Genomic DNA, 24,368 nt, shown 5'->3' with positions numbered 1-24,368 from the left:
TTGTTGTGAATTACTCAGCTGCTAAAGCTTCCGCTCCAGCTGTAATCTCTAATATTTCTGTTGTAATTGCTGCTTGACGAGTTCTGTTATATGTCAACCTCAACTCTTTCAATAGATCACCAGCATTTTCAGTCGCTTTATCCATAGCCGTCATTCTAGCACCATGCTCGGATGCGTTCGAATCTAAAAGTGCTTTAAATAATTGCGTTTTCAATGAAGTTGGGATTAATTCCTTTTCAATATAATCTCTTGATGGCTCATAAGAGTAAGCATGATCTGTATCCGCACCTACTTCACTATCTGCTTTAGCTATTGGTAAGAATTGCTCTTGATTTAAAACTTGAGTCGCTGCATTTTTGAATTCATTATAAATGATTTCAACTTTATCATAAGTTCCCTTCTCAAATTCGTCCATAACAAACTGAGCAGCTTCACTAACATCTTCATAGTTCAATCTATTGAACAAATCAATGTAGTCAGCATTATTCGGAAGCTTATTCCTTTTTAGGTAATCTGCAGCTTTCTTACCAATTGTCATAAAATGCAAATTACCACTTTCAGCAATTGACTTGTACTCACTTTCCATTAAGCTTTTCACTCTTCGAGTTACCGTACTATTAAAAGCGCCACAAAGTCCTTTATCAGAAGTCACCAAAATCAATAAAACTTTTTCAATGGGTCTTTCCTTAGCATAAGGATTATTCATATCCTCCCCACTACCACTCACGTTTTGTAAAATAGCAGATAACTTTTGGGAATAAGGACGCATCATGGTGATTCTGTCCTGAGCACGCTTCAACTTAGCAGCCGCCACCATTTTCATGGCTTTGGTAATTTGTTGAGTCGAAACAACTGAATTAATCCTATTTTTTACTTCCTTTAGATTTGCCATACAGCCTTATATCTATTTTGACCTTTAGTTAAAAAGGAAAATGTTAATCTTAAAATATAAAAGGGAGCTTTTTAAAAGCTCCATTAAAAGTTAGTATTTAGATGATAAATCGTCAGCTACCTTCTTCACTACTGCGATTAAGTCATCATTGATTTTCCCTGCTTTAAATGCTTCAAGCGTTTCTTTTTCTTGATTTTCCATCATCATGGCAAATTCTTTTTCAAAAGCACGTACTTTATCAACCGGTACTTTATCCAAAAATCCTTTTGTAGATGCAATAATGATAGCTACTTGTTGCTCAACCGCAACAGGAGAATACTGACCTTGCTTCAAGATTTCTTGGTTACGCTTACCTCTTTCAATAACTTTCTTAGTAGCTGGATCCAAATCAGAACCGAATTTAGAGAACGCCTCTAATTCACGGAACTGTGCTTGATCTAATTTCAAGGTACCAGAAACCTTCTTCATTGATTTAATCTGAGCATTACCACCCACACGAGATACTGAAATACCTACGTTAATCGCTGGTCTGATACCAGAGTTAAACAAATTAGTTTCCAAGAAAATCTGACCATCCGTAATCGAAATTACGTTTGTCGGAATATAAGCTGAAACGTCACCAGCTTGTGTTTCAATAATTGGAAGAGCTGTTAATGAACCACCGCCTTTAACTTTTCCTTTCAATGAAGGAGGCAAGTCATTCATGTCCTGTGCAATCGTATCATCATTGATTACTTTCGCAGCTCTCTCCAATAAACGAGAGTGTAAGTAGAATACATCACCTGGGTATGCCTCACGACCTGGAGGTCTTCTTAATAGCAGTGACACCTCACGATAAGCAACTGCTTGTTTTGATAAATCATCATAAACAACCAATCCTGGACGACCTGTATCCCTGAAGTACTCACCTATTGCGGCACCTGCGAAAGGAGCAAAGAACTGCAATGGGGCTGGATCAGAAGCCGAGGCCGAAACAATAGTAGTATAAGCCATAGCACCGGCTTTCTCTAACTCAGCCACAATTTGTGCTACTGTAGATGCTTTTTGCCCGATGGCAACATATATACAATAAACTGGTTCACCAGCATCATAAAATTCTTTTTGATTGATAATGGCATCAATCGCCACAGCAGTCTTACCTGTTTGACGGTCACCAATGATCAACTCACGCTGACCCCTACCAACAGGAATCATCGCATCAATAGATTTAATACCTGTTTGCAAAGGCTCACTTACCGGCTCACGGAAAATTACACCTGGTGCTTTACGCTCTAAAGGCATATCAAATAGCTCTCCTTCGATAGGACCTTTACCATCAATTGGTTGACCTAATGTATCCACAACTCTACCTGCGATACCATCACCCACTTTAATGGAAGCAATTTTTCCTGTTCTTTTTACAGCGTCACCTTCTTTAATTCCTTGCGAACTACCGAATAATACAGCTCCAACATTATCTTCTTCCAGGTTCAAAACCAATGCCTGTAAACCGTTTTCAAATTCTAACAATTCACCTGATTGCGCTTGTGTTAAGCCGTAAATACGCGCCACACCATCACCAACTTGAAGGACGGTACCAACTTCTTCTAGTTCAGCTTCTGTTTTGAAGCCTGAAAGTTGTTCTCTTAATATTGCTGAAACCTCGTCTGGTCTAACCTCTGCCATTATTCTGTTATTATAGGTTAATTAATATTTTAAATCTGCTTGATATATTGATTCCGGGTTAATTCCCTTCTTAAATCATTTAATTTGCTTTGAATGGTTTCGTCAATTTGCTTATCACCCACACGGATTAAAAAGCCACCAATCAAAGCTTCATCAACTTTTTCATTTAATTCAACTTCCTTACCGGAAATCTCCTTTACAATTTTGATTACCTCTGGACGTAAACTATCATCTAATTTGAATGTAGTAGTTACCTCAGCTGTAATGATCCCCTTATGCTCATTATAAAGTTGCTTAAAAACTTTTGCCATTTCTGGCAAAACAGACTCTCTATGCTTTCTTGACACAATGTCAAAAAATAAAGAAGTCATTTCCTGTACTTTGTCCTTGAATACTGCTCGTATTACAGCAGCTTTTTTTACGCTTTCTAAAATAGGATTATTAAGCATAAGGACAAACTCTCTGTTTTCCTTGCAGACTTTAGATAATAGTTCCATATCAGCTTTAATATCCTCCAATTGATTTTTCTCAACTGCGAGGTCCATTAAAGACTTGGAATACCGGGATGCAATTCTATATTCTGACATTTGATCAGATTAATTGAGTTTTAAATCTTTCATAAAATCTTCTGCTAAAGCCTTTTGTGCTTTATCATCAGATAGGTTTTTACGAATAAGCTTCTCTGCAATTTCCAATGAAAGTTCTGCAACTTTAGTTGTAACTTCTTTTAAAGCAGCATTTTTCTCTACTTCAATTACATTTTTTGCATCAGAAATCATTTTATCTGCTTGCTTAGCAGCATCAGACTTAGCTTCTTCTTTTATTTTATTAGCAATGTCAGTTGCTTCTTTTAAAAGCTTATCTCTCTCCAATCTTGCTTCTTGCAATAATTTTTGATTGTCAGCCTGCAATTTTGCCATTTCCTCTTTAGCATTTTCAGCTGATTGCAATGCATCTGCAATGCTGCCTTCTCTTGCTTTCAACGAATTCAAAATTGGCTTCCAAGCAAACTTTGACAAAAGCAACAAGAGGACACCAAAAATGAAGAGTTGCATGAAAAACAACCCAGGAGAAAAATCATTTACTAATTGTTCCATTCTTGTGTTTAATTAAATGTTTTTAAAAAATGCTGTTTACAGCCTAGCGCTGCAAACAACATTTGTTTTTTCCTTCGGTATAGATTATTGACCTAAGATTAAAGCACCAAATGCTAAACCTTCCAATAATGCACCGATGATAATCATAGCGGTTTGAATTTTACCTGATGCTTCTGGCTGTCTAGCAATACCTTCCATTGCTTTTCCACCAATTTGACCTAAGCCAATTCCACCACCGATTACGATTAATCCTGCTCCAATTAAATTGTACATGAGATTTGATTTATATTAAATTAAACAAAAATACTTATTTATTAATGATGCTCTTCTTCCACTGCCATACCAATAAACAATGCCGAAAGCATAGTAAAAATGTAAGCCTGCAAGAAAGCAACTAGTAATTCAATTATAGTAATAAAAAACGCTAAGGCAAATGCCATACCTGTTGATGCCACTAAACCAAAAGCTGATTTCATGGTAATCATTAAAGCAATTAAGCTCATAACCACAAAGTGCCCAGCAGTGATATTTGCAAACAAACGAATCAATAATGCAAAAGGCTTAGTAAACATTCCCAACACCTCAATTGGCATTAAAATTATTTTCATTGGAATTGGCACGCCTGGCATCCAGAAAATGTGTTTCCAGTAATTTTTATTTCCACTAAACTGCACTACAACAAATGTGATCAACGCTAAACCCACAGTAATAGCAATATTGCCTGTTACATTAAACCCAAGTGGAGTTAAGCCCATTAAGTTCAAAATCCAGATATAAAAGAATACAGTTAAAAGATAAAACATGTATCTCTCATATTTAGGGCCGATATTAGGACGAGCAATTTCATCTCTCACATAAATCACCAAAGGCTCTAATATTCTACCAATTCCTTTAGGAATAGACCTTGTTCTATAGCTTCTAGCTAAAGAATTAAAACCTAAGAACAACAATAAAGATGCTAATAACATCCCCACCACGTTTTTAGTGATGGAAAGATCTAAGGGTTTAGGGTTTGTCGGATGACCTGCTTCATCCAACTCAATATCTCCCTCGGCATTGGTTTCATAAACCTTACCGTGATAAAGAGCAAAATACTTTCCATTTGATTCGGCTACTTCATGACCATGATCAAATTTTGAGGAAGAAAAAACATGCACGCCATCAGACCACAAAATAACTGGTAAAGGGAAACCATAATGAGTTCCAGTTTTACCGCTAGTCCAAAAAATGAAATCATGAGAATCTTGCAAGTGATGCTGGATATACTCGTTTATCTCCTCTTTGGTGTTAATTTGCCCACCTTCTTCTGAATCTCCTGCAACCGCAAATAACGTGTTTACGTTAATAAGCGATATTAAAAGTGCGAACAACAATGTGTTTCTCATTCTAGTTGGATTGATCATTCTACTTCTTTCGATAGCCTTAATTTGGGGGCAAAGGTAATCATTTTCTTAATAAACATAATTTTTTTATTAAGTTTTTTACCCTCTTAAAAATCAACAGAATCACTGCGCATTCATCAACCTTCCACTATAGATTGCCTCAAAGACTAAAAACATGAAAAACGGGATTATAATGGATATTCTTTCTAGAAAATTCATTGCGATTTCAGCAAAAATTGCATCCTTAAAAATCAGCACAAAAAAACCGATTTTTATAAACACACTTGCCAAATAAAAGAAACCAACTTGATTTGGTAATTTCTTGCTTAATAATTCTACAGCCACAACAATAATTAAATAAGCAATGAAATGAAATATATAAATTGCATTGAGAGAATATGATAAGCTTTCTGCTTGAGAAGAGATATACCACTTTTGACAAAAAAGAACAGAGGTTGCTATTACCATTATAGCAATTGTAAAAATAACGAGTCTTTTGATCATTAAAATTTATTCTTGGGACTTTATCACTTGTCTGATGATGACAAACATAGAAAGGAAAACAGCCAAAAGGGTAATAATCTTTGCGAAAATATCAGAACCACTTTCGGCCACTTTATCAATATATTTACCTAATAGATTACCCAAATATATGGTTCCTGCCATTTGAATAGCAAGACCAGAATACTTTAAATAACTATTATACGGCTTTTGCTTTTTCAATTTTTGGGTTTGATTGTCCATTAGCGGTTTCTTCACCTATTTTGATGGTTTTGTTAGAAACCCCCATTTTACATTCGCCATTAAAAGTAGCCCCCGATTCTACAATAAGCTTATTGGTTATAATATCACCATGAACTACTGCAGATGGTTTCAAAATCAATAATTCTGTAATTTCAACCACTCCTTTAACTTCTCCTTCTATCTCTGCATTTTGTGATAACACATTTCCTTCAATATGAGAAGTGTTCCCTAAAACTAATTTAGATTTAGTTTTAATGTTTCCAATTACCTTTCCGTCTATCCTAATATTTCCAAAGGTTTCTAAGTCTCCGTTAATAGTAGTTCCTTTTCCAATAGTATTACTGGAACTTGTGATATCTTGTGCCATTTGTATTTTATCTTGCTTGTTATTAAACATTTCCGTTTCCTTTTCCTATATAATTAAAAAGTAATAAATTCTTCCGGATCCACCGGATTACCATTATACCATATTTCTAAATGAACATGTGGTCCTGAAGTTAGTTCCCCAGAATTACCAATTATGGAGATTACTTCTCCTGCATTCACAAAATTACCAACTTTTTTTAATATTGCAGAATTATGTCTCACTACAGATATTAAATTAGCTCTGTGCTGTATCGCAATCACATAGCCTCCATCTTGAGTCCATGATGATAATATAACGGTTCCATCTGCTATAGATTTTACCGGTTCATTAGTTTTTGCTACAATATCTATCCCGTAGTGATCTATACTCATATCATAAGGCGAGCTGACTATTCCCTGCAAAGGTGGGAAAAAGAAGATATCCTTTAATTCCTCTGAGTAATTATTACTAGAATAGCTTGTTAAACTGAAATCTTGCTCTTCAAATTCTTGTCTTATAATAGAATCCCCTGCATTCATGCTTTGCGGGTTCATATCTTTATTCAAATCATCTGTTTTAATTTGATCTGGTTCTCTGTAAGTTTCACCAGTAGGGACATCTCCCTTCAAAATAGTTTGCACATTGGCTATAAAACGATCTTGAGCTCTTAATCTAGATTTCAATGAATCCATCTCCATCGTAAGAGTCAATAATTTCTGATTATATTCCATGGTCGTATGCCTGGGGTCAAACCACTGTGCCAATAGAGATTGAGATAAATATAATGCACCAATAAATATCAAAACAAATGTTAATAAGCTAATAACTACTACTTTTGCATAAGTGAAGTTAAAAGTAGATACTTCAGCTAGGTTTTCTTCGTTTCTTACCACCATTTGATATCGAGTGGTAAGCCAATTGGACATTGTTTTTCTAATTCGCAACTTTGTTAATTATTGTTTGACACAAAAATACATAATATCATCAACTCTCAATACTTTTCTTATATGAATCGATTAAATTGGTCGTTTCAAATAATAATGAACAAGAGAAAAAAACTATATAGAATATTAATATTAGGCCTTCTATTGCCTCTAGCGGCTTGTTCACCTGAAAATTCGGGATTAGTCAGTTATGGTTATCACAATATGACCGCCAAATACAATGCATATTTTATTGCAAACGAAAAGTTGCAAGAGGTATTATTGGAAATTGACGAAGCCCATCAGAATAATTTCAATAGAGTTTTGAAAGTAAAAGCTCCTATCGATACTAATATCGTAAATGCTAATACTGAAAAAATTGAGGACGTAATAAAAAAAGCTTCAATTGCTATTCAAAGACATAAAGTGAGCAAATGGGTAGACGATAGTTATGTCTTGGTTGGGATTGCACGAATGCTTAATCAAGAATATGAAGAATCTATTGAAACTCTTAAATATGTCAATGTTAATAGTGAGGATGAACAAACTCGTTATGAAGCATTAACTTATCTTGTTAGAACTTTCACAGAATACAATGAATTAAATAATGCCCTTGCTGTAATTGACTATCTCAACAGGCAAAAATTATCAAAATCTAATAAACGTAAATTTTATCAGCAAGCTGCGCACTATTTTCAAATTGCCAATGATCCCAATAACCTAATCAAATATTTGACTGCAGCGACTGAGCTTATGAGTAGAGGGCCTACAAAAGCAAAATATCACTTTATCTTGGGTCAGCTTTTTCAAAAATCAAGCTTAGATGCATTTGCATACGAAAACTACAAAGAGGTTTTAAACAACAGACCGCCTTATGAATTATCATTTTATGCTCGACTTAATATGGCTCAAGTAACCGAGCTATCGAAAGGAGAGGATATTAAAAAAATCAGAAAATACTTTGAACAATTGTTGAAAGACGGCAAAAACATTGAATTCAGGGATAAAATTTACTACGAAATGGCTGAATTTGAATTAAAACAAGGAAACATAGAAGAAGCCATTCCTTATTATAAATCATCCATTGCCGAAAGCATAAATAATGAAAGGCAAAAATCCTTTTCTTATCATAAATTAGGACTACTCTACTTTGATGAACTAAAAGAATATCCTCTAGCACAGGCTTATTATGACAGTGCTTATCAAATTATGCCAAAAGATGAAAAGGTTTATCCTCAAGTAGAGACAAGACAATCTGTATTATCCGACTTCATTAAACAAATGAACACTATTAATGAGAATGACAGCTTACTATCACTGGCTAAAATGGATAGTGCTTCTCTAAATGAGATGTTTTTAACGCTTCAGGATGAAAAACTTAAAAAAGAAAAGGAGGAAGCTGCAAGACAGAAAAGAGAAAAAAGGATCAGAAGTGCCAATACCAACAGCAGTTCTTTTGGTGATGAACCCAATATACAAACCAATACAGCCCCAGGCGGTGGATTTTATTTTTATGATGCATCAACAGTAGGGCAAGGAAAAAATACTTTTAAAAGAACATGGGGAGATCGCTCACTTCAGGATAATTGGAGAACTAATAGAGGTAAAGTTTTCGATTCGGAAGATGCCGAAGAACTGGAAAAGCAAGCAGCTGCCAAACAGGAACAGCAACCTGAAATGAGTGAAGAAGAATTATTAGCTAAAGAAAAAGAAAAGTTTTTCTCTGCAATACCATTTGATGAAGAAAAACAAAGCCAGTTGAAAGATGAGATGGAAGTAGCCTATTATAAACTTGGAAACATATACAATTTTGATCTACAAGAAAAGCAAGAAGCAGTAAACACCTATGAAACCTTACTTTCAAGATATCCTGAAACTGAATATAAAGCTGAGCTTTTGTATCTTTTATACATTTATTATAAAGACAAAGATGAATCTAAATCAAAAACCTATTCTTCCGAGCTACTGGCTAAATTCCCTGAAACCATTTTTGCTAAACTAGTAGAAAACCCTAATTATCAAGAAGAGAGTAACTTGGCAAGTGCAAAAGTTAAAGTTATTTATGAGAGGGCATACAGACTTTATGAAGCAGAAGATTATAAGGCAGCAACGGAAGAAATAAACAATGGTCTCAATGACTATCCTGAAAATGACTATGAAGACAACCTAAAATTATTAGAAGCACTAATCACTGGTATTACTGACGGAAAAAATCCTTATAAATTTAAGTTACAATCATTTTTAAAAGAATATCCTAACAGTGAACTTTATGATTTTGCCAAAGGTTTATTAGCTGCAATTGATGATTTGGATAAAAAACAACAACAAAAAGAAAAGATTAAATACATTCCATTTTTCGACCAAGCTCATTACTTTGTGGTAGTATATGAAAACAACAAAGCATTGTCAGGAATACTGCCACAGGAAATCGAGAAATTTGGAGAAAAATTCTTTCCAGATCAAGACTTAAATGCTGGAAATTTAGTCTTTGATAGTGAAAATTCAATGATACTATTAAGTGAATTTGAAGGTAAAGCAACAGCAGAGGCGTTCTATAAAAAATTTAACAGTGATTTATCACCATTAAAGAATTTCAGCACCTTAAATTTTAGTAATTTTATCATCTCTAAGGATAATTTTCAGATCTTCTATCAAGCTAAAATGGTAGATAGCTATACTGATTTTTTCAAATTAAATTATGAAATAACGCAATAGAAGATAACTATTATACTGAGAATTTCCTGTAAAAAATATAGATTAAACTGAATATGAAAAATTCAACAAAATATAAAAAATTAATAATTGCATTATGGTCAATCTTCTTTTTGGCCATACTCGGCTTTTCAATTTTTATCTATAGCATTAGCATAAACTTTAATGGTTGGTATGGTGAATTGCCAGGCTTGAAATCACTAGAGAACCCCAAAAGTGATTTGTCCTCCATATTATATTTTGCGGACAATAAAGAGATGGGGAAATATTACAGATACAATAGAAGTCAAGTCACTTTTGACGAATTGTCTCCAAACGTAGTCAATGCCTTAATTGCAACAGAGGATATAAGATATTCTAAACATTCTGGAATTGATTTATACGGTTTGGGAAGGGTTTTCTTCAAATCTATTTTAATGTTTGACAAGAGTGCGGGCGGGGGTAGCACAATAAGTCAACAATTAGCAAAAATATTGTTCAGAACTAGAAGTGATTTATCCAATGGAAGCTTAAATGATGTCCCCGTTTTAGGCTTAATTATAGCTAAAATGAAAGAGTGGATTGTTGCCGTTAAATTGGAAAGATCCTATACAAAAAAGGAGATAATTGCGATGTATTTGAATACTTTTGAGTTCGGAAGTAATGCATTTGGTATTAAAACCGCTTCTCAAACATTTTTTAATACCACCCCGGACCAACTTACTGTGCCTGAAGCAGCCGTCCTAGTAGGTCTCTGTAAAAATCCAAATTTATATAGTCCTGTTTACCAACCAGAGAATGCTTTCCAACGCAGAAATGTAGTATTAAACCAAATGCGAAAGTACGGCTATCTTGAAGATGTAGCTTATGATTCAATATCTTCAAAACCCATTGAGTTGGATTATGATGTAGAAAATCATAATGATGGTTTAGCCACATATTTTAGAGGGGTAATATTATGGGATCTATTAGCATGGTCCAAACAAAATGGCTATGACCTCTATGAAGACGGGCTTAGAATATATACTACGATTGACAGCCGGATGCAAAAATATGCAGAGGAAGCAGTTGAAGAGCACATGAAATTTCAACAAGAGCTTTTTGATGAGCATTGGGAAGGTAAAGAACCGTGGAGAGATGAATCTGGAAGAGTACTAAAGGATTTTGTTAAAAATGAAGCTAGAAGAACAAAAGCTTACAGCTATTGGCAAAATCAATATGGAGATGACGAAGATAAAATATTTGAAAAATTAAACGAACCGAAACCAATGAAGGTGTTCAGCTGGGAAGGCGAAATTGATACCACTTTGAGCACAATGGATTCTATTAGATACTTCAAACAATTTCTTCATGCCGGTTTTATGGCTATGAATCCAAATAATGGACATATTAAAGCCTGGGTAGGAGGTATAAACCATAAATATTTCAAATATGATCATGTTAAACAAGGAAGAAGGCAACCAGGATCAACATTTAAGCCTCTGGTATATGCCGCAGCTATAGACAATGGATATTCACCTTGTTATGAAATTCAAGACGTGCCTGTAACTTTTGAAGTTCCAGGGGATCCTCCTACATGGACTCCTTCCAATTCAGGCGGTAAGTTTTCTGGTGAAACCATGACCTTGCGCCAAGCCATGGCACGATCCCTTAATTCAGGAACAGCCTATGTTATGCAGAAAATAGGACCACAAACAGTTGTAGATTATGCTAGAAGATTGGGAATTGAGAGCCCATTAGCTGCTGTTCCGTCACTATGCTTAGGAACTTCAGATGTTTCGATATATGAACTAATTGGTGCCTACAGCACTTTTGTAAATGAAGGCTTCTACACGGAGCCGTTTTATATTGAAAGAATAGAGGATAAAAACGGGAAAGTGTTAAAACAATTTGTACCAAAGACAGGCGAAGCCTTAAGTTCGGAAACGGCTTATGCCATGCTTCACATGTTAAAAGGTTCTACAGAAATATCAGGAGGTACCGCTTTAGGACTGGACAGAGAATTACGAGAAAATAACGAAATAGGAGCCAAAACTGGCACAACTCAAAACTACTCTGATGGTTGGTTTGTTGGAGTTACTAAAGATTTAGCGGCAGGTGTCTGGGTTGGAGGAGATGAAAGAAGCATACACTTCCGAAATATTGGATTAGGTCAGGGTGCAAGAATGGCCATGCCTATCTGGGAAAAATTCATGAAAAAAGTTTATGAAGATGAAAGTTTACCAGTTTCTAAGGGCGAATTTAATAAACCTTCCAATTTTTCAATAGAATTGGATTGCGACAATTACAAAATGCAGCAGAATAATATGACCGATTCAACTGAACAAATACAAAAATTCAATGTTGATGGCATTCAATAAACCATTGTTAGATGTATGATGCGGTTTTCTTTAAGCCACAAGATATAAATGATCTGCCCCAACTTCCTGGAGTCTATAAATTTCATAACTCATCAGGGGTCATTATTTATGTTGGAAAAGCAAAGAATTTAAAAAACAGAGTCACAAGCTATTTCAATAAATCTGCCAACCATAATCGAAAAACAATTCGCCTGGTAAGAGAAATTGAAAAAATTGAAATTGCCATTGTAAATTCAGAGTTTGACGCTCTGCTTTTGGAAAATTCTTTAATAAAAGAACTACAACCCAAATACAATATCCTTTTAAAGGATGATAAATCATTTCCCTACTTATGTATTACCAATGAGCCTTTCCCTAGAATTATCTCTACAAGAAGGCGAATAGCGAGAAATGGAACATACTTTGGCCCATATGCTAGTGTTAGGGCTATGAACAATGTTTTAGAATTAATTCGAAAATTATATACAATTAGAACATGTAAGTTAAACCTTTCCGACCAAAACATTAAGGCTGGCAAGTTCAAAGTTTGCTTAGAATATCATATAGGAAATTGTAAGGGGCCATGTGAAGGCTTGCAAAAGCATGCAGAATATCAGAATGATATTGACCAGGCAGCAGAAATTCTTAAAGGTAATTTGAATATCCCTAAACAACACTTTAAGGAAAACATGCAAAAAGCGGCAGAGCAATTAAATTTTGAAAAAGCCCAAAGCTATAAAGAGAAACTTGAACTACTTGAGAAATTTCATAGCAAATCACTAGTCGTTAACGCAAAACTTACAGACATAGATGTTTGCAGCATTATTTCAGAAGACAAATATGCTTTTGTTAATTATATGCGAATAAAAAATGGAAGTATTAATGTCACAAAAACAATTGAACTCAAGAAAAAATTAGACGAAACAGATCAGGAACTTCTCTTATTGGCATTAATTGAACTCAGAAAGATATACGAAAGTAATACAAATGAAATTCTAACCAATATAGATATTACGAACCCGCCAGAAACATTTCATTTTATTAAACCGCAGATAGGGGACAAGAAAAAATTGGTGGAAATGAGCTTAAAAAACGCCTTATTCTTTAAGAAGGAAAAGCTTAATCAAAATGAATCTTCAAAAATTAAGGAGCTTAGAGTTTTAAAACAACTTCAATCTGACTTAAGGCTAAAAGAGCTGCCCATCAAAATCGAATGCTTTGACAACTCTAATATGCAAGGCACAAATCCCACTGCATCAATGGTTCACTTCAAAAATGGAAGGCCTAAAAAAAGTGAATACAGACACTACCATGTGAAAACAGTAATAGGGCCAGATGATTTTGCCTCCATGACTGAGATAGTTGGCAGAAGGTATAAACGACTTGTTGAAGAACAACAAGAACTTCCGAATTTGATAGTGATCGATGGGGGAAAAGGTCAACTAAGTGCAGCAGTCAAAGCTTTGAACAAGCTAAATCTATACGGTAATATCCCAATTATCGGGATAGCCAAAAGACTGGAAGAAATATATTTTCCAGAAGATCCTTATCCAGTTCATATAAGCAAGAAAAGCGAGTCCCTTAAGCTCTTACAAAGATTAAGAGATGAGGCACACCGTTTTGCAATTACATTCCATAGGCAAATAAGGAGCAAAAATTCTTTTACAAGTGAATTAGAAGGAATTGAGGGAATAGGAGAAAAAACGATAGATCAATTACTTGCCCACTTTAAATCTGTGAAGAAAATTAAAGAGGCTTCATTTGAAAAGCTAAGTACTATTATTGGAAATAGTAAAGCAGAACAAATTATAAAAGCATTCAAACAAAAAAAGGAAGACTGAAGCCTTCCTTTTATCAATAATTTATTTGGAATTTAATAAGACCACAGTTCGTGTTCTTTTTCCATCAATTCATATTCAATCCATTGAGATGCCATAATACCTTCTCGTGGACTTTCATCATAAATATCTATAATCATATTATCGCTTGGATTAGCAACCTTAACAATTCGAGCGCTAAACAACCTAAGTGCAAATGCATCTGCAAGATTTTTATGTTCGGCACTGTTTTGGGGATTAAACCAAATCATTTGTTCAGGATTACTTCTGAATAAGTCAACCAAATCTTTATATTTGAAGACCCCAATCACTTTCTCAAGCCCAGAAGTAAAGTTTTCCGCAGGAATTACCAGTTTGATTGCTTGAATATCCCAAACTAAGACAGATCGTTGTCGATCAAAAATCATATCTTCTACTATTTCCAACATCGATACTTGTCTATTAGAAAATTTCGTATCTACTTCCTCAGCCGCAGTATCTTCTTCCTCTTCCTCTTCACCACCTGTATCGTCCCAGCCGTCATCATTTCCCCAGCCACTGTCATCAGAACTACCCCAAGCATCATCGCCACCTGCATTTAAGTCTTGCAACTGTGGATTTTCTAAATCTTCTAAAAACTCTTCTTTTGTTTTTCGATTTTGTAGTGAATCATCCTTATATATAGGAATTATTCCTGCCTTTGCAGATTCAATTATGTGCTTGGTAATCTCGTTACCTGAAGAAAAAAATGGAAGATTTTGTTTTTCTCTCAAATCCATTCTTCTCCATACACGCTTCTTAAACATAATATTATCCTCATGAATCGGGTAGACCGAATTAGGATTATACCCATCGTTGGAGGATTCTTGAGCCTTCACAGGTATCACCAATACCATCAGTAAAGCTCCAATAAATAATAACACAAACTTTTTCATAACCACAAATTTAAAATATCACTAATTTAGAGTAATAGCAATCACTTCCTCGCCTATATTCACTTCCTCGGTATTACCTCTAAAGTTCATTCTTAATACCTGATCAATTTCAACTACCAAACGATCTCCTGGTCTTGCATTAGACATTAATTGAGACAAATTAGCTGTTTCACTAGTTGATTTGATTGGCTGACCAATTGCTCTTGGTCCTCTTGCTAAAGTAATAGTCCATCTATTTACTCTATACCTTGCATCATCTGGTAATTGAGCCTTAAAATTCTCATCTGCAATCGCTTGAGCTCTCAATACTCTTAATGAACCAGCACTTTCTCCCTGTCTTAAGTTAACAGGTTTGGAACCATTAAAAACTTTGATTTCAGGTTTTGGGATACGTTGAACGTCAAATTCAACATTACCAATTTTATTTCCATCGGAGCTCACACCCAAAGTAACTTTTGGCGCACTCGGTATAATAGTTACCAGACCTCTCTCTTTTCCTTGAATTGAGGTACCTCCACTAACAGAAAAGCTTGGATTGTAAGATGTTCCTAAAGCTGGAACTCCGACATTTAGTTTATTTCCGCAATTCAAATATAAAGTACTGAGTGAAGCAGACTGAACCTGAATCACAGGCTTTGCTACAAAATACTCAATTTCATCTCTGTAAACACTATCTTTTAATTTAGCAGTAGCTTCAAATGTTTTTCTTACCGTTCCATCTTCTCCATATGCACCTGGAGTGGCAGTAAATTCGATTTTTCCAGAACCATTTTCAACTTCAATTGGGTTTCCGTTTAAGGTCATTTCAGGATCCTCAGCAGATGAAGAAGCTGCAACAATTAAATCGGCTTTATATTTTGCTCCAGCGGCCACCACCTTAGATTCTGGCAAAGCCACTAATTGAATCAAGTCAAATTTCAAATCTCCAGCACCCACTCTTCTTGCCAAAACATCCAATGCTCTTGATTCATATGCCATTACCTTATTTTGGTAATCACTTATCGTAGCCAATGCCGCAGGAGTTGGCGCACCCATAAATTCTAAAGTAGCCCAGTCTTTTCCTTTTTGGTTAGGATCATCTTTAAACCTTGGATTTTCATTGGCATCTAATGCTAGAGGGGCAAAACTAACAACAGAATCCGCAACTGTTTCATCAACATATTTTGCGTACTCGTTCAATGATTTTTGAAGTTTAATGCCGTTATTTTGATTTTCCGGCATCATATAGTTCCCTACTTTATCGTAATCGGTTTTACCTTCCATTTCACCTTCCTCATTATAACCTCCAGTAATCTCAATGAAAGTATCCTTATATGTTTTCAATTCGGCAATCATAGCGCTGGTTTTCTCGCGGATTTCCTTTGCTTTATCGAGAATCTTCACATCATCAGGGCGACTACCTGATTCCTCCACTGCATTTTCAATTCTCCTTAAAGTATTGCCATTTTGCTCCTTAGCTGCATCAACAGATACTTCTAAAGAGTTATTTATGTCGATGAATTTGTCGAGTACCGTAACACTTACGTTAAGCGCCAAAAGGGCAGTCAGTACCAGGTACATCATGCCGATCATCTTCTGTCTTGGGGTTTCTTTTCCTCCAGCCATAGATTCTATTTTTTAAGCTTTATAAACGAATTAACCTTTCATAGCAGATAGCATATTGCCATATACTTTATTTAACTGAGAAAGATTAGTTGTTAAGTTTTTAACTTCAGTTTGGAATTGTGCTGTATCCTTACTTGCCTCTGTCATACTGTCTAGAGCAGTTGATAAGTTCTTGTAGAACTTATTCATTGCTTTCACATGATTTTGAGAATCTTGCAATTCCATTTCATAAACTTGATTTAAAGCCGTCAAGTTTTTAGTTACCGCTTGTACTTGAGAATGATATTCCTTTGAATCAGTTGTTGCTGATGCCATTTGTTTCATAGCTTCTGCAGTAGTATCATAGGATTTATTCATTTCCATTAATGACTTACTTGCTTGTTTAACGTTATTTGCATAGTCATTAGTAGCAACAGCTGCATTACTTAAATTTGACATTTGCTTTGCTGAATCTGCCATACTCTTCATACCATCACCTAAACTTTTTATCAAGTCTGGCCCTATTTTTCCTTCTTCAAGCACTTTATCTAATTGCTGTGAAGTAGATCCTCCAGAAGCAGATGAAATTTGCTTTTTTCTTGGAGCAGGCTCATCATCAAACTCTTCGGCCAATTCTGGATAAACTTTACTCCAATCAACCTCTTCATGCGCAGGCTCAAATGCACTTAATAAGAAAATAATGGCTTCCGTACTTAAACCAACACCCAACATAAAAGATGCACCTGGAAGGTGTAGAATCTTAAACATGGCTCCGATAATTACGATAGCCGCACCTATACCATAAACCTTGGGCATTATGGTCTTAAATAGTAACTCCTGGAATCCGCCTTTTTTATTACTCATGTTTGTAGTTTTTAATGGTTAATGTCCTAAATATTGTTTTATTTTTTTAAAAAGTCAATTAAAATTCTGCTCCTGATGAACGACCTAGATAAGTCATTGCACATCTGAAACCAATATATGCTCTCGTTGAGTCTTTATGTTCAAATGCTCTCGTACCTGTTTCCAAGTAGTAAGCTATATCTTTCCAAGACCCTCCTCTAATTACCTTACGAGGTTCGCTTTCATCAAAAAACGTAGGATTTAAATCCCATACTAAAGGCACTGATGCCGGATTAAAAGCATCTTCACACCATTCTGAAACATTTCCTGACATATCAAATAAACCAAAATCATTGGGGAAATACGACATTACTTCAGCAGTATATGCATTACCATCATCATAATAATTACCTCGGCCGGGTTTAAAATTTGCTAGCATACAACCTTTAGCATTTCTTATATATGGATTCCCCCAAGGATACTTAGCCATGTCTCTTCCTCCCCTTGCAGCATATTCCCATTCTGCTTCAGAAGGCAATCTAAATGCAGGCATAGGAAATTCACCCATTGACTCTCTATAAGAGTTTAGGTAATCAGTCCTCCACTGAGCAAATACTTTTGCGGCTTCCCAATCAACACCAACAACCGGATAATCATCAAAAGCCGGATGCATATAATAATACTCTTGCATTGGGTCACCCATATGGTTTGTAAAATCCTTCATCCAAACTGTAGTATCAGGATAAAGTTCCTTCATAATATAGTCTCTACCTAAAGTTGATGCTGAGTCTTCCATCATACGCTGGACAAATTGACGATATTCATTATTAGTGATTTCGGTTTCATCCATATAAAACCCACCAATTGTCACCTGTCTGTTAAAATTAATTTGGCTAGCTGCAACATCTTCATCAGCTTGACCCATATGAAAGGTTCCCGCAGGAACTGATCGCATACCATAAGGAGTGGCCATATACCAACCTTCTCTACCTGGAACTCCTACCAAATTGCCACCGTCTCCTGCTCCGCCTCCAAAAAGACCACAGCCTTCAAGGAAAAGAGTAGCAACAAACAAAATTGATAGGGTTAATTTTTTCAAAACACCTTTATTATTCATAACACCTATTTGTTTCTAACTAAACGCTAATATATTATTAATTGTCTAATATATTTTTTACACCTACTAAATTTAACCTTAATTTGTAAGGTTTTATTGTATTTTATATAATTTATAGAAATATCTTCACAATTTTCACAAAAAAGATCTATTAAACAAACATTTTACGATTAATGTCTAAATCTTGGCGTTCGCACTACCTTTTTTCCCGATGTAGATATTGCTGGCAACCTGTAACTCACCATAATTTCATGTGATGTTGCACTTTTTGCACTTTGTTCTACAAGGATATAATCAAACGCATATCCAAATTTTAAAGTATTTTCCTTAAGAAAACTATAGCCCAACATCAAAATAGCAGCCTCTTGCTGCCTAAATGAAAGCCCGCCCCAAATTTTTTCTTTATAAGTAGCAACTGCCGAAACATCAAAAGTGTAAGAACTAAACTCCGTAGTTCTTACTAAAAAGCTTGGCGTTAAATTAACATCGTAATTTATAGGAAATGTGTAACCCGCAGTTAATAAAAGATCTTTAGGGTATGGGTTTCGATTTCTGTCTGCTCCAAATCCAAATTCCGCTTCAATCAAATGATTAAAAGCCGCACCTACGTAGAAATCTTTATGCTGAAAATTAACTCCTAGTGAAAAATCGGGTCTTACTTGCGTGGCTTGAATATTTTCGATTTCCGGATCTGGATCGATGTATACGTAAGCATCCTTATTAGTATTTTGAGTTATAATTCCTCCTCTAAACCCTATGCTTATTTTTGACTCTTTAATACCTAAGTGATAAGCACCAGAGGCTTGTACTTGTATATAGTTAAGTTGGTTTACGATGTTTTCATTCAAAACATAAAAACCAAAACCACTATTATACCTCATTACAGGAGAAGTTAACGAAACCAACTGAGAATTTATCCCGCCAACTGGACCATTGGTTGGAGCATATCCAGCCCATTGGGTTCTGTGCATTGCAGTTAATTTTGTATACCCTTCAACACCAGAATAAGCTGGGTTGTTAAAAAGGTTATTGAACATATAATGTGAAAACTGCACGTCCTGCCCATTCAGCTTTTGAAAGCTAATTATTAAAAGAAAAACACATACTATTTGTACTAATTTTTTCATATCCTCAACACTTTAGAAGGATAAATATAATAAAAATAACTTTTGTTCAAGCTATTATGTAATAAATTTAAAGTTATTATAGAATAATAGGTGTCTAAACACCTATTATTCAATTATTTAAGACCATTAGCTTTTTTAATATAAAGTTCCAATGCGCCAGTCATAGATGGGGCATTTGGTAATGGTGCTTCAATATCAATAATTAAACCTGCATCTCTTGCTGCTTTAGCAGTTGTAGGACCAAAAACAGCAATTCTTGTTTTGTTCTGTTTGAATTCAGGGAAATTCACAAATAATGAATTGATTCCTGAAGGACTAAAGAACGCCAATATATCATAAGTAATATGTTCTAAATCAGATAAATCAGCAGCTACAGTTTTGTAAATAGTAGCTTCAGTGAAATTGTATCCATTCTTTGTCATAAAAGAGGGAATATCATCTTTCCTGATGTTGGAACACGGAAACAAGTACTTTTCGTTCTTGTGCTTTTTAATTACGTTTAAAATATCTTGTGCGGTTCTTTCACCCACGAAAACTTTTCGCTTCCTAACTACAATATATTTTTGAAGATAATTCGCAGTTTGTTCTGAAATACAAAAATATTTCATTTCAGGTGGCATCTCGATCTTGCTGTCCTTGCATATCCTGAAAAAATGATCTACTGCGTTTCTACTGGTAAATATAATAGCAGTATGTTTCAGTATATCAATCTTTTGCTTCCTAAACTCTTTCGAGTCTATAGGATCTACATTGATAAATTGCCTGAAATCAATTTTAATTTTGTACTTATCCGCCAATTTATGGTACGGAGAATTAGAAATATCAGCCGGTTCAGGTTGCGAAACCATTATACTTTTTACCGGATAAAATCGGTCTTTTACAGATGTTGACATGTTAATAGGTCTACTTTGAAAAGTTTTATCTCATGAAATATTTTAGTCCAATTAAAAATGGGAATATTTCTGTGGTGCAAAAGTAAGAAAATAAATAGAGATTACTGAAACTGCTTAATTTTAATATTTTAAAATATAGCAATAATAGTCTGATTATATAAAAACTTAGCACACCATATAATGCTATAGTTAACCAAGAGGTAGGAATTTCACCCATAAATAGATATATAAAAATTGAACTAAAAAATAATATTGCGATAAAAAAAAGATTGATATTAAGCATTTCCTTAACATAAAAGGCTGGTATTTTGCTATTGCCAAATAAATTAGAAGCAATTGCAATCAATATTACTTTTGCAGCTAATCCTACAGCTACTATTGCTAATATTTTCAAATATTCCATTATTCCATTGGCTTCTATCCCCAAAAAGCCAACATTCTTTCCTAAACTTAAAAAGTAAATTAGCCCAGCTGTTAGAAATGTATAGAACCCTGCAAACACTATATTATCTTGATCCATTATTCGAACTCTGGATTGCTCCCCCTCATTCAGCCTCGTTGTGAAAATTTTATTGAAAGAAAATATATCTCCTGTTCGCTTTGCATAGTTAAATTTGATAACGACCAAAAATATGGATGCCCCAATTAGAAGGATCATTAATATATTATTTGAAATCCATTGTTTCTCCCTTCCCTCAATCTGCAAGCTTGAATAAGCTGTGCTTTTATTTTCATACTTAATAGAGTAAAGGCCGTAGCTTAATTTTCTAAGACTTCTATCTAATGTTAAAAATATGTCTTCATTATTAACTCCTGTTTTGAAAGAGTATTTTAATAAGCCATCGGATGATTTAGCTAATAAACTGTTTTCTTGAAATAAATAAACAGGGGCATCTGACTTCGCCTCAAGCCGCAATTCATGAGAATAACCCACCTTTAGCTTAATTTGCCTTAAACTATCGGAAGCCCATTTTACAGAATTGTAAATAGTATCCGTTTGGTGCCAAACTCGCAATTCCTTCTCAGAAGTTGCCTTAACTCCATCCTTCTCAGGGTTTTGTTGGCTGCAAGAAAGGAAACAAAATAGCAAAAAGAAGAATACTAGCCTATACATTAATAATTATTGTATTATTTTGTTGTGGTCTAAAAAACTGCAATATAACCAAAATGCACCTTCCCCTGTGAAAAATCAGGCATATTTCCTGCTTCCTCTCCCAAGGCATATATTATTCTAAACCAACCATTCTTACTTTTAATATCTAAACCAGCTCCCATTGCATAAACCCACCCAATATTGGATTGTAATTTTGCAACATCAGTTAAAAGGAAAAAGCTCGACTTTTGATCTAAAAAATATCTATAATTCAAATTTAATAAGCCGTAATATCGAGTATAAAAAAAGTTTCTATCGAAACCTCTCAAATTTTGAAGCCCTCCTAATCTCAATAAGTCATTCTGAGCTAGTGCTGGATTTTGAACTGCCATATATTGCGGAACCGCCTGGATTAAAAACCTCTTCCATAGTACTTTTTGCAAATGGACTTTAAATCCTCCGCTGAAAGTATTACTACTTTCTGGGACATTCTGCCATGACATGGGCAAAGTTGAAAAATTTGTGATTTCCTTCTGTCCTAAACTAAAATTAAGTTGTGCAAACGCATAATCTTTCAATTGAGGATAAGTTAAAATCCTCTTCCACTTTAAATCTACCAAAACTGCATTGACTGTTGAACTTCTCAACGGATTCAAAGTTGCAATTTCTTGCTGTGAAAATTCTCTTAATACATTATTAGTCAACCTTTGATAGGACAATCCTATTTGTAAAGAGCGCCACAAAGGGTAATGACTCCCAAATTGTAAATCTGTTTGTAAAAAGGTACTGTCTTCTTGCAAAAGCTCAAAGCCAGAATTAAGACCCATTGGACTTCTAAAAGCATAAGATTGCTGCAGGTTAATATTAAGAAATTGGGAACTTGCAGAGTACTTTTGCCAAAACACATCCATGCCAACTCCTCTTTTAAATAGATTCCGCAATCGAGCATCCACTTGCCCTGTTAAATTTGTACGGGAACCATCGGGCACCAGGCCGATTATAGCATCAAACTGATTACTACTCTCTTCCTTAATAGTTAAACGAATGATTGCCTTATTATTTTCAAATGCCAATCCCGGTTGAGACGAAAGACTAAGAAAATCTAATTCGGTAATTTTATCAGCAATACTAGAATATGACTTTATATTAAAAGGTTCATTGTAATTCAATTCTAAAAGATTGCTTAAATAGCCTATGTTTATTGACTGGCTGTCTCCTTCCATATCTAATGAGTCATAGAGGATAAAGTTTTGTGATTCTATATCAATTGAGGCTACAACCTCATTTTTATCTAAATCAACTATTGACAAATTGGCTTTTGCCAAAGGATAGCCATTTTCATGGTAATTTGACTTTATAAATTCGTTTAGCTTTCTATTTAAAAGAAATTGATTCGCAATCTTGCCTTCCAAATTTTGGACAAGGGGAATCTCAGTAGGCAACTTGTCTTCAAAGACTTTAATTATTTTCCAGTAAAAAGCTTTCCCTTTTTGTACTTGGAGATTTCGCTCAGAATCAATTTCTACCTTAGCTTCCCAATATCCGGCTCTAATTAAGGAATCTTGAATTAGTTTTTTCTGTTGAGAGAGGCTATCAACTGGATTTTGCGCTAAAGAAATTGACAAGCCTGTAAAATATAGAAGAGACAATAGCAGGTACTTCTGTAAAATTCGAATTAGATTTGCATTAGTTTTGGCAGGTATATACATACATATTCCCTTTTGTAAGCAGGCATGCTTCTACTGTGATTTTCATTTTTCCACCAATATGGCGATTAAAAACGAAATGGTGGAAGCAATCTGCAAAGAAATTGAACTTCAGCAAGATTATCTGAAAGGCGAGCTAGTTGAATCCATCTATTTTGGTGGAGGAACACCCTCTGTTTTGAATGAAGGCCATTTAAAGTCCATCTTTACTAAACTTAATAAGCATCATAGAATTTCTTCAGAAGCTGAAATTACTTTTGAAGCTAATCCTGACGATATCACGTCATCGAAATTAGATGAGCTGTTCCAAAATGGTATTAATCGGTTAAGCGTGGGCATTCAATCTTTTGACGAAGACGTTTTAAAGTGGATGAACAGGGCGCACAATAGCAAACAAGCCTTTCAGTGTTTGGAGTGGATTAATGAAAGTGAATTCAATAATTTCAGTTTGGATTTAATTTATGGGATTCCTATTTCTAGCCATGAGACTTGGGAAAAGGATTTAAGAACATTGGTTGATTTTCAACCTCCTCACATATCATCTTACTGTTTGACCATTGAGCCGGATACTGTTTTTGGAAGATGGAAACAAAAAGGAAAGCTTAACGAAGCATCTGAAGATTATGCCTCTGAGCAATTCTACCATTTAGCTGAATATTTAAGAAAGGCTAATTATGAGCATTATGAAGTCTCCAATTTTGGAAAAGCAGGTTTTCACTCTAAACACAATAGTAGTTATTGGCAGCAAAAGCCTTATTTAGGAATTGGACCTGCCGCTCATTCTTATGATGGGAAAAACAGACAATTCAACATTTCTAATAACGCCAAATATTTAAGCGCTATTCAAACGAATGAAATCCCTGCGGAATTAGATTTGCTTACCGCTGAAGACCGTATCAATGAGTATTTGATGACTTCTTTGAGAACTTCCATTGGTTGCAACCTTTCATTTTTAATAAATGAGCTTCAATATGATTTACTAAAAAATGCAAAACCTCAAATTGAGCAATGGAAAAGCTCCGGGCTTTGCATTTTAGAAGATGATTATTTGAAGCTTACTTTAAAAGGAAGGCTATTAGCTGATAAGTTGGCTTCTGATTTGTTTTTGGTGGATTGATTCTTGCAGGGAAAATAAAAAATAGTTACTCAAATATTTTTACTCAAGCCGCAAAGC

The 24,368-nt window shown here is 34.8% G+C and carries 22 protein-coding genes; 4 read left to right on the top strand and 18 right to left on the bottom strand.

Annotation, left to right across the window (positions count from 1 at the left end; genetic code table 11):
* Positions 1 to 10: 10 nt before the first annotated feature.
* The 10 genes from atpG to FTRAC_RS12810 form a co-directional block, all read right to left on the bottom strand.
* Positions 11 to 892: an ATP synthase F1 subunit gamma gene (atpG, locus tag FTRAC_RS12855; RefSeq protein WP_013454693.1), complete on the bottom strand. Its 882-nt coding sequence runs from the start codon at positions 890 to 892 to the stop codon at positions 11 to 13.
* Positions 893 to 982: 90 nt separating this feature from the next.
* Positions 983 to 2,557: a F0F1 ATP synthase subunit alpha gene (atpA, locus tag FTRAC_RS12850; protein ID WP_013454692.1), complete on the bottom strand. Its 1,575-nt coding sequence runs from the start codon at positions 2,555 to 2,557 to the stop codon at positions 983 to 985.
* Positions 2,558 to 2,586: 29 nt separating this feature from the next.
* A complete protein-coding gene (gene atpH / locus FTRAC_RS12845; RefSeq protein ID WP_013454691.1) occupies positions 2,587 to 3,144 on the bottom strand; it encodes an ATP synthase F1 subunit delta in 558 nt (185 codons plus the stop codon).
* 9 nt (positions 3,145 to 3,153) lie between these two features.
* Entirely contained in the window at positions 3,154 to 3,654 is a 501-nt protein-coding gene (locus FTRAC_RS12840; RefSeq protein WP_013454690.1) for a F0F1 ATP synthase subunit B, read from the bottom strand.
* A gap of 84 nt (positions 3,655 to 3,738) precedes the next feature.
* Entirely contained in the window at positions 3,739 to 3,927 is a 189-nt protein-coding gene (atpE, locus tag FTRAC_RS12835) for an ATP synthase F0 subunit C (RefSeq protein WP_013454689.1), read from the bottom strand.
* Positions 3,928 to 3,968: 41 nt separating this feature from the next.
* Positions 3,969 to 5,039 carry a F0F1 ATP synthase subunit A gene (atpB, locus tag FTRAC_RS12830; protein ID WP_041650705.1) on the bottom strand — a complete coding sequence of 357 codons (1,071 nt, stop codon included), beginning with the start codon at positions 5,037 to 5,039 and terminating at the stop codon, positions 3,969 to 3,971.
* Between the two features lie 120 nt (positions 5,040 to 5,159).
* Complete coding sequence (locus FTRAC_RS12825; protein ID WP_013454687.1) at positions 5,160 to 5,540, bottom strand: DUF6168 family protein; 381 nt, start codon at positions 5,538 to 5,540, stop codon at positions 5,160 to 5,162.
* 6 nt (positions 5,541 to 5,546) lie between these two features.
* Positions 5,547 to 5,759 (bottom strand): AtpZ/AtpI family protein, encoded by a 213-nt coding sequence (locus FTRAC_RS12820; RefSeq protein WP_221405904.1) that lies wholly within the window; start codon positions 5,757 to 5,759, stop codon positions 5,547 to 5,549.
* Positions 5,737 to 6,177, bottom strand: a complete 441-nt coding sequence (locus FTRAC_RS12815; RefSeq protein ID WP_013454685.1) for a bactofilin family protein — start codon at positions 6,175 to 6,177, stop codon at positions 5,737 to 5,739. Before FTRAC_RS12815 ends, FTRAC_RS12820 begins: the two co-directional genes overlap by 23 nt.
* A gap of 23 nt (positions 6,178 to 6,200) precedes the next feature.
* A complete protein-coding gene (locus tag FTRAC_RS12810; protein WP_245545962.1) occupies positions 6,201 to 7,052 on the bottom strand; it encodes a M23 family metallopeptidase in 852 nt (283 codons plus the stop codon).
* Positions 7,053 to 7,166: 114 nt separating this feature from the next.
* On the opposite strand from FTRAC_RS12810, the gene porW reads away from it, so the two are divergent.
* Genes porW through uvrC form a run of 3 tightly spaced genes read left to right on the top strand, consistent with a single transcriptional unit; the run spans position 7,167 to position 13,920 of the window.
* The gene (gene porW / locus FTRAC_RS12805; protein WP_013454683.1) at positions 7,167 to 9,764 is read left to right on the top strand and encodes a type IX secretion system periplasmic lipoprotein PorW/SprE; all 2,598 of its coding nucleotides are present in this window, start codon (positions 7,167 to 7,169) and stop codon (positions 9,762 to 9,764) included.
* A 53-nt stretch (positions 9,765 to 9,817) separates the two neighbouring features.
* Positions 9,818 to 12,100: a penicillin-binding protein 1A gene (locus FTRAC_RS12800; RefSeq protein ID WP_013454682.1), complete on the top strand. Its 2,283-nt coding sequence runs from the start codon at positions 9,818 to 9,820 to the stop codon at positions 12,098 to 12,100.
* An 11-nt stretch (positions 12,101 to 12,111) separates the two neighbouring features.
* Positions 12,112 to 13,920, top strand: coding sequence for an excinuclease ABC subunit UvrC (gene uvrC, locus FTRAC_RS12795; RefSeq protein ID WP_013454681.1), 1,809 nt, complete (start codon positions 12,112 to 12,114; stop codon positions 13,918 to 13,920).
* Positions 13,921 to 13,952: 32 nt separating this feature from the next.
* On the opposite strand, the gene porN is transcribed toward uvrC, so the two are convergent.
* The 8 genes from porN to FTRAC_RS12755 form a co-directional block, all read right to left on the bottom strand.
* Positions 13,953 to 14,831, bottom strand: a complete 879-nt coding sequence (porN, locus tag FTRAC_RS12790) for a type IX secretion system ring subunit PorN/GldN (protein WP_013454680.1) — start codon at positions 14,829 to 14,831, stop codon at positions 13,953 to 13,955.
* A 21-nt stretch (positions 14,832 to 14,852) separates the two neighbouring features.
* A complete protein-coding gene (gene porM / locus FTRAC_RS12785) occupies positions 14,853 to 16,436 on the bottom strand; it encodes a type IX secretion system motor protein PorM/GldM (protein WP_013454679.1) in 1,584 nt (527 codons plus the stop codon).
* Between the two features lie 30 nt (positions 16,437 to 16,466).
* A complete protein-coding gene (gene porL, locus FTRAC_RS12780; RefSeq protein WP_013454678.1) occupies positions 16,467 to 17,279 on the bottom strand; it encodes a type IX secretion system motor protein PorL/GldL in 813 nt (270 codons plus the stop codon).
* Between the two features lie 58 nt (positions 17,280 to 17,337).
* Complete coding sequence (gene porK, locus FTRAC_RS12775; protein WP_013454677.1) at positions 17,338 to 18,375, bottom strand: T9SS ring complex lipoprotein PorK/GldK; 1,038 nt, start codon at positions 18,373 to 18,375, stop codon at positions 17,338 to 17,340.
* A gap of 170 nt (positions 18,376 to 18,545) precedes the next feature.
* Entirely contained in the window at positions 18,546 to 19,502 is a 957-nt protein-coding gene (locus FTRAC_RS12770; RefSeq protein ID WP_013454676.1) for a PorP/SprF family type IX secretion system membrane protein, read from the bottom strand.
* Between the two features lie 113 nt (positions 19,503 to 19,615).
* Positions 19,616 to 20,395 (bottom strand): uroporphyrinogen-III synthase, encoded by a 780-nt coding sequence (locus FTRAC_RS12765; RefSeq protein WP_013454675.1) that lies wholly within the window; start codon positions 20,393 to 20,395, stop codon positions 19,616 to 19,618.
* Positions 20,396 to 20,420: 25 nt separating this feature from the next.
* Positions 20,421 to 21,509, bottom strand: a complete 1,089-nt coding sequence (locus FTRAC_RS12760; protein WP_013454674.1) for a DUF4271 domain-containing protein — start codon at positions 21,507 to 21,509, stop codon at positions 20,421 to 20,423.
* Positions 21,510 to 21,538: 29 nt separating this feature from the next.
* Positions 21,539 to 23,197: a BamA/TamA family outer membrane protein gene (locus FTRAC_RS12755; protein ID WP_013454673.1), complete on the bottom strand. Its 1,659-nt coding sequence runs from the start codon at positions 23,195 to 23,197 to the stop codon at positions 21,539 to 21,541.
* Between FTRAC_RS12755 and hemW the strand changes: the two genes are divergently transcribed.
* Positions 23,181 to 24,311, top strand: coding sequence for a radical SAM family heme chaperone HemW (gene hemW, locus FTRAC_RS12750; protein WP_013454672.1), 1,131 nt, complete (start codon positions 23,181 to 23,183; stop codon positions 24,309 to 24,311). The two genes, FTRAC_RS12755 and hemW, sit on opposite strands and share 17 nt — an antisense overlap.
* Positions 24,312 to 24,368 lie beyond the last annotated feature (57 nt).

It is taken from the genome of Marivirga tractuosa DSM 4126 (assembly GCF_000183425.1).
Classification (GTDB): domain Bacteria; phylum Bacteroidota; class Bacteroidia; order Cytophagales; family Cyclobacteriaceae; genus Marivirga; species Marivirga tractuosa.
The sequence above is the reverse complement of the archived record's forward strand: the minus strand, read 5'-3'. Positions and strand labels throughout refer to the sequence as shown.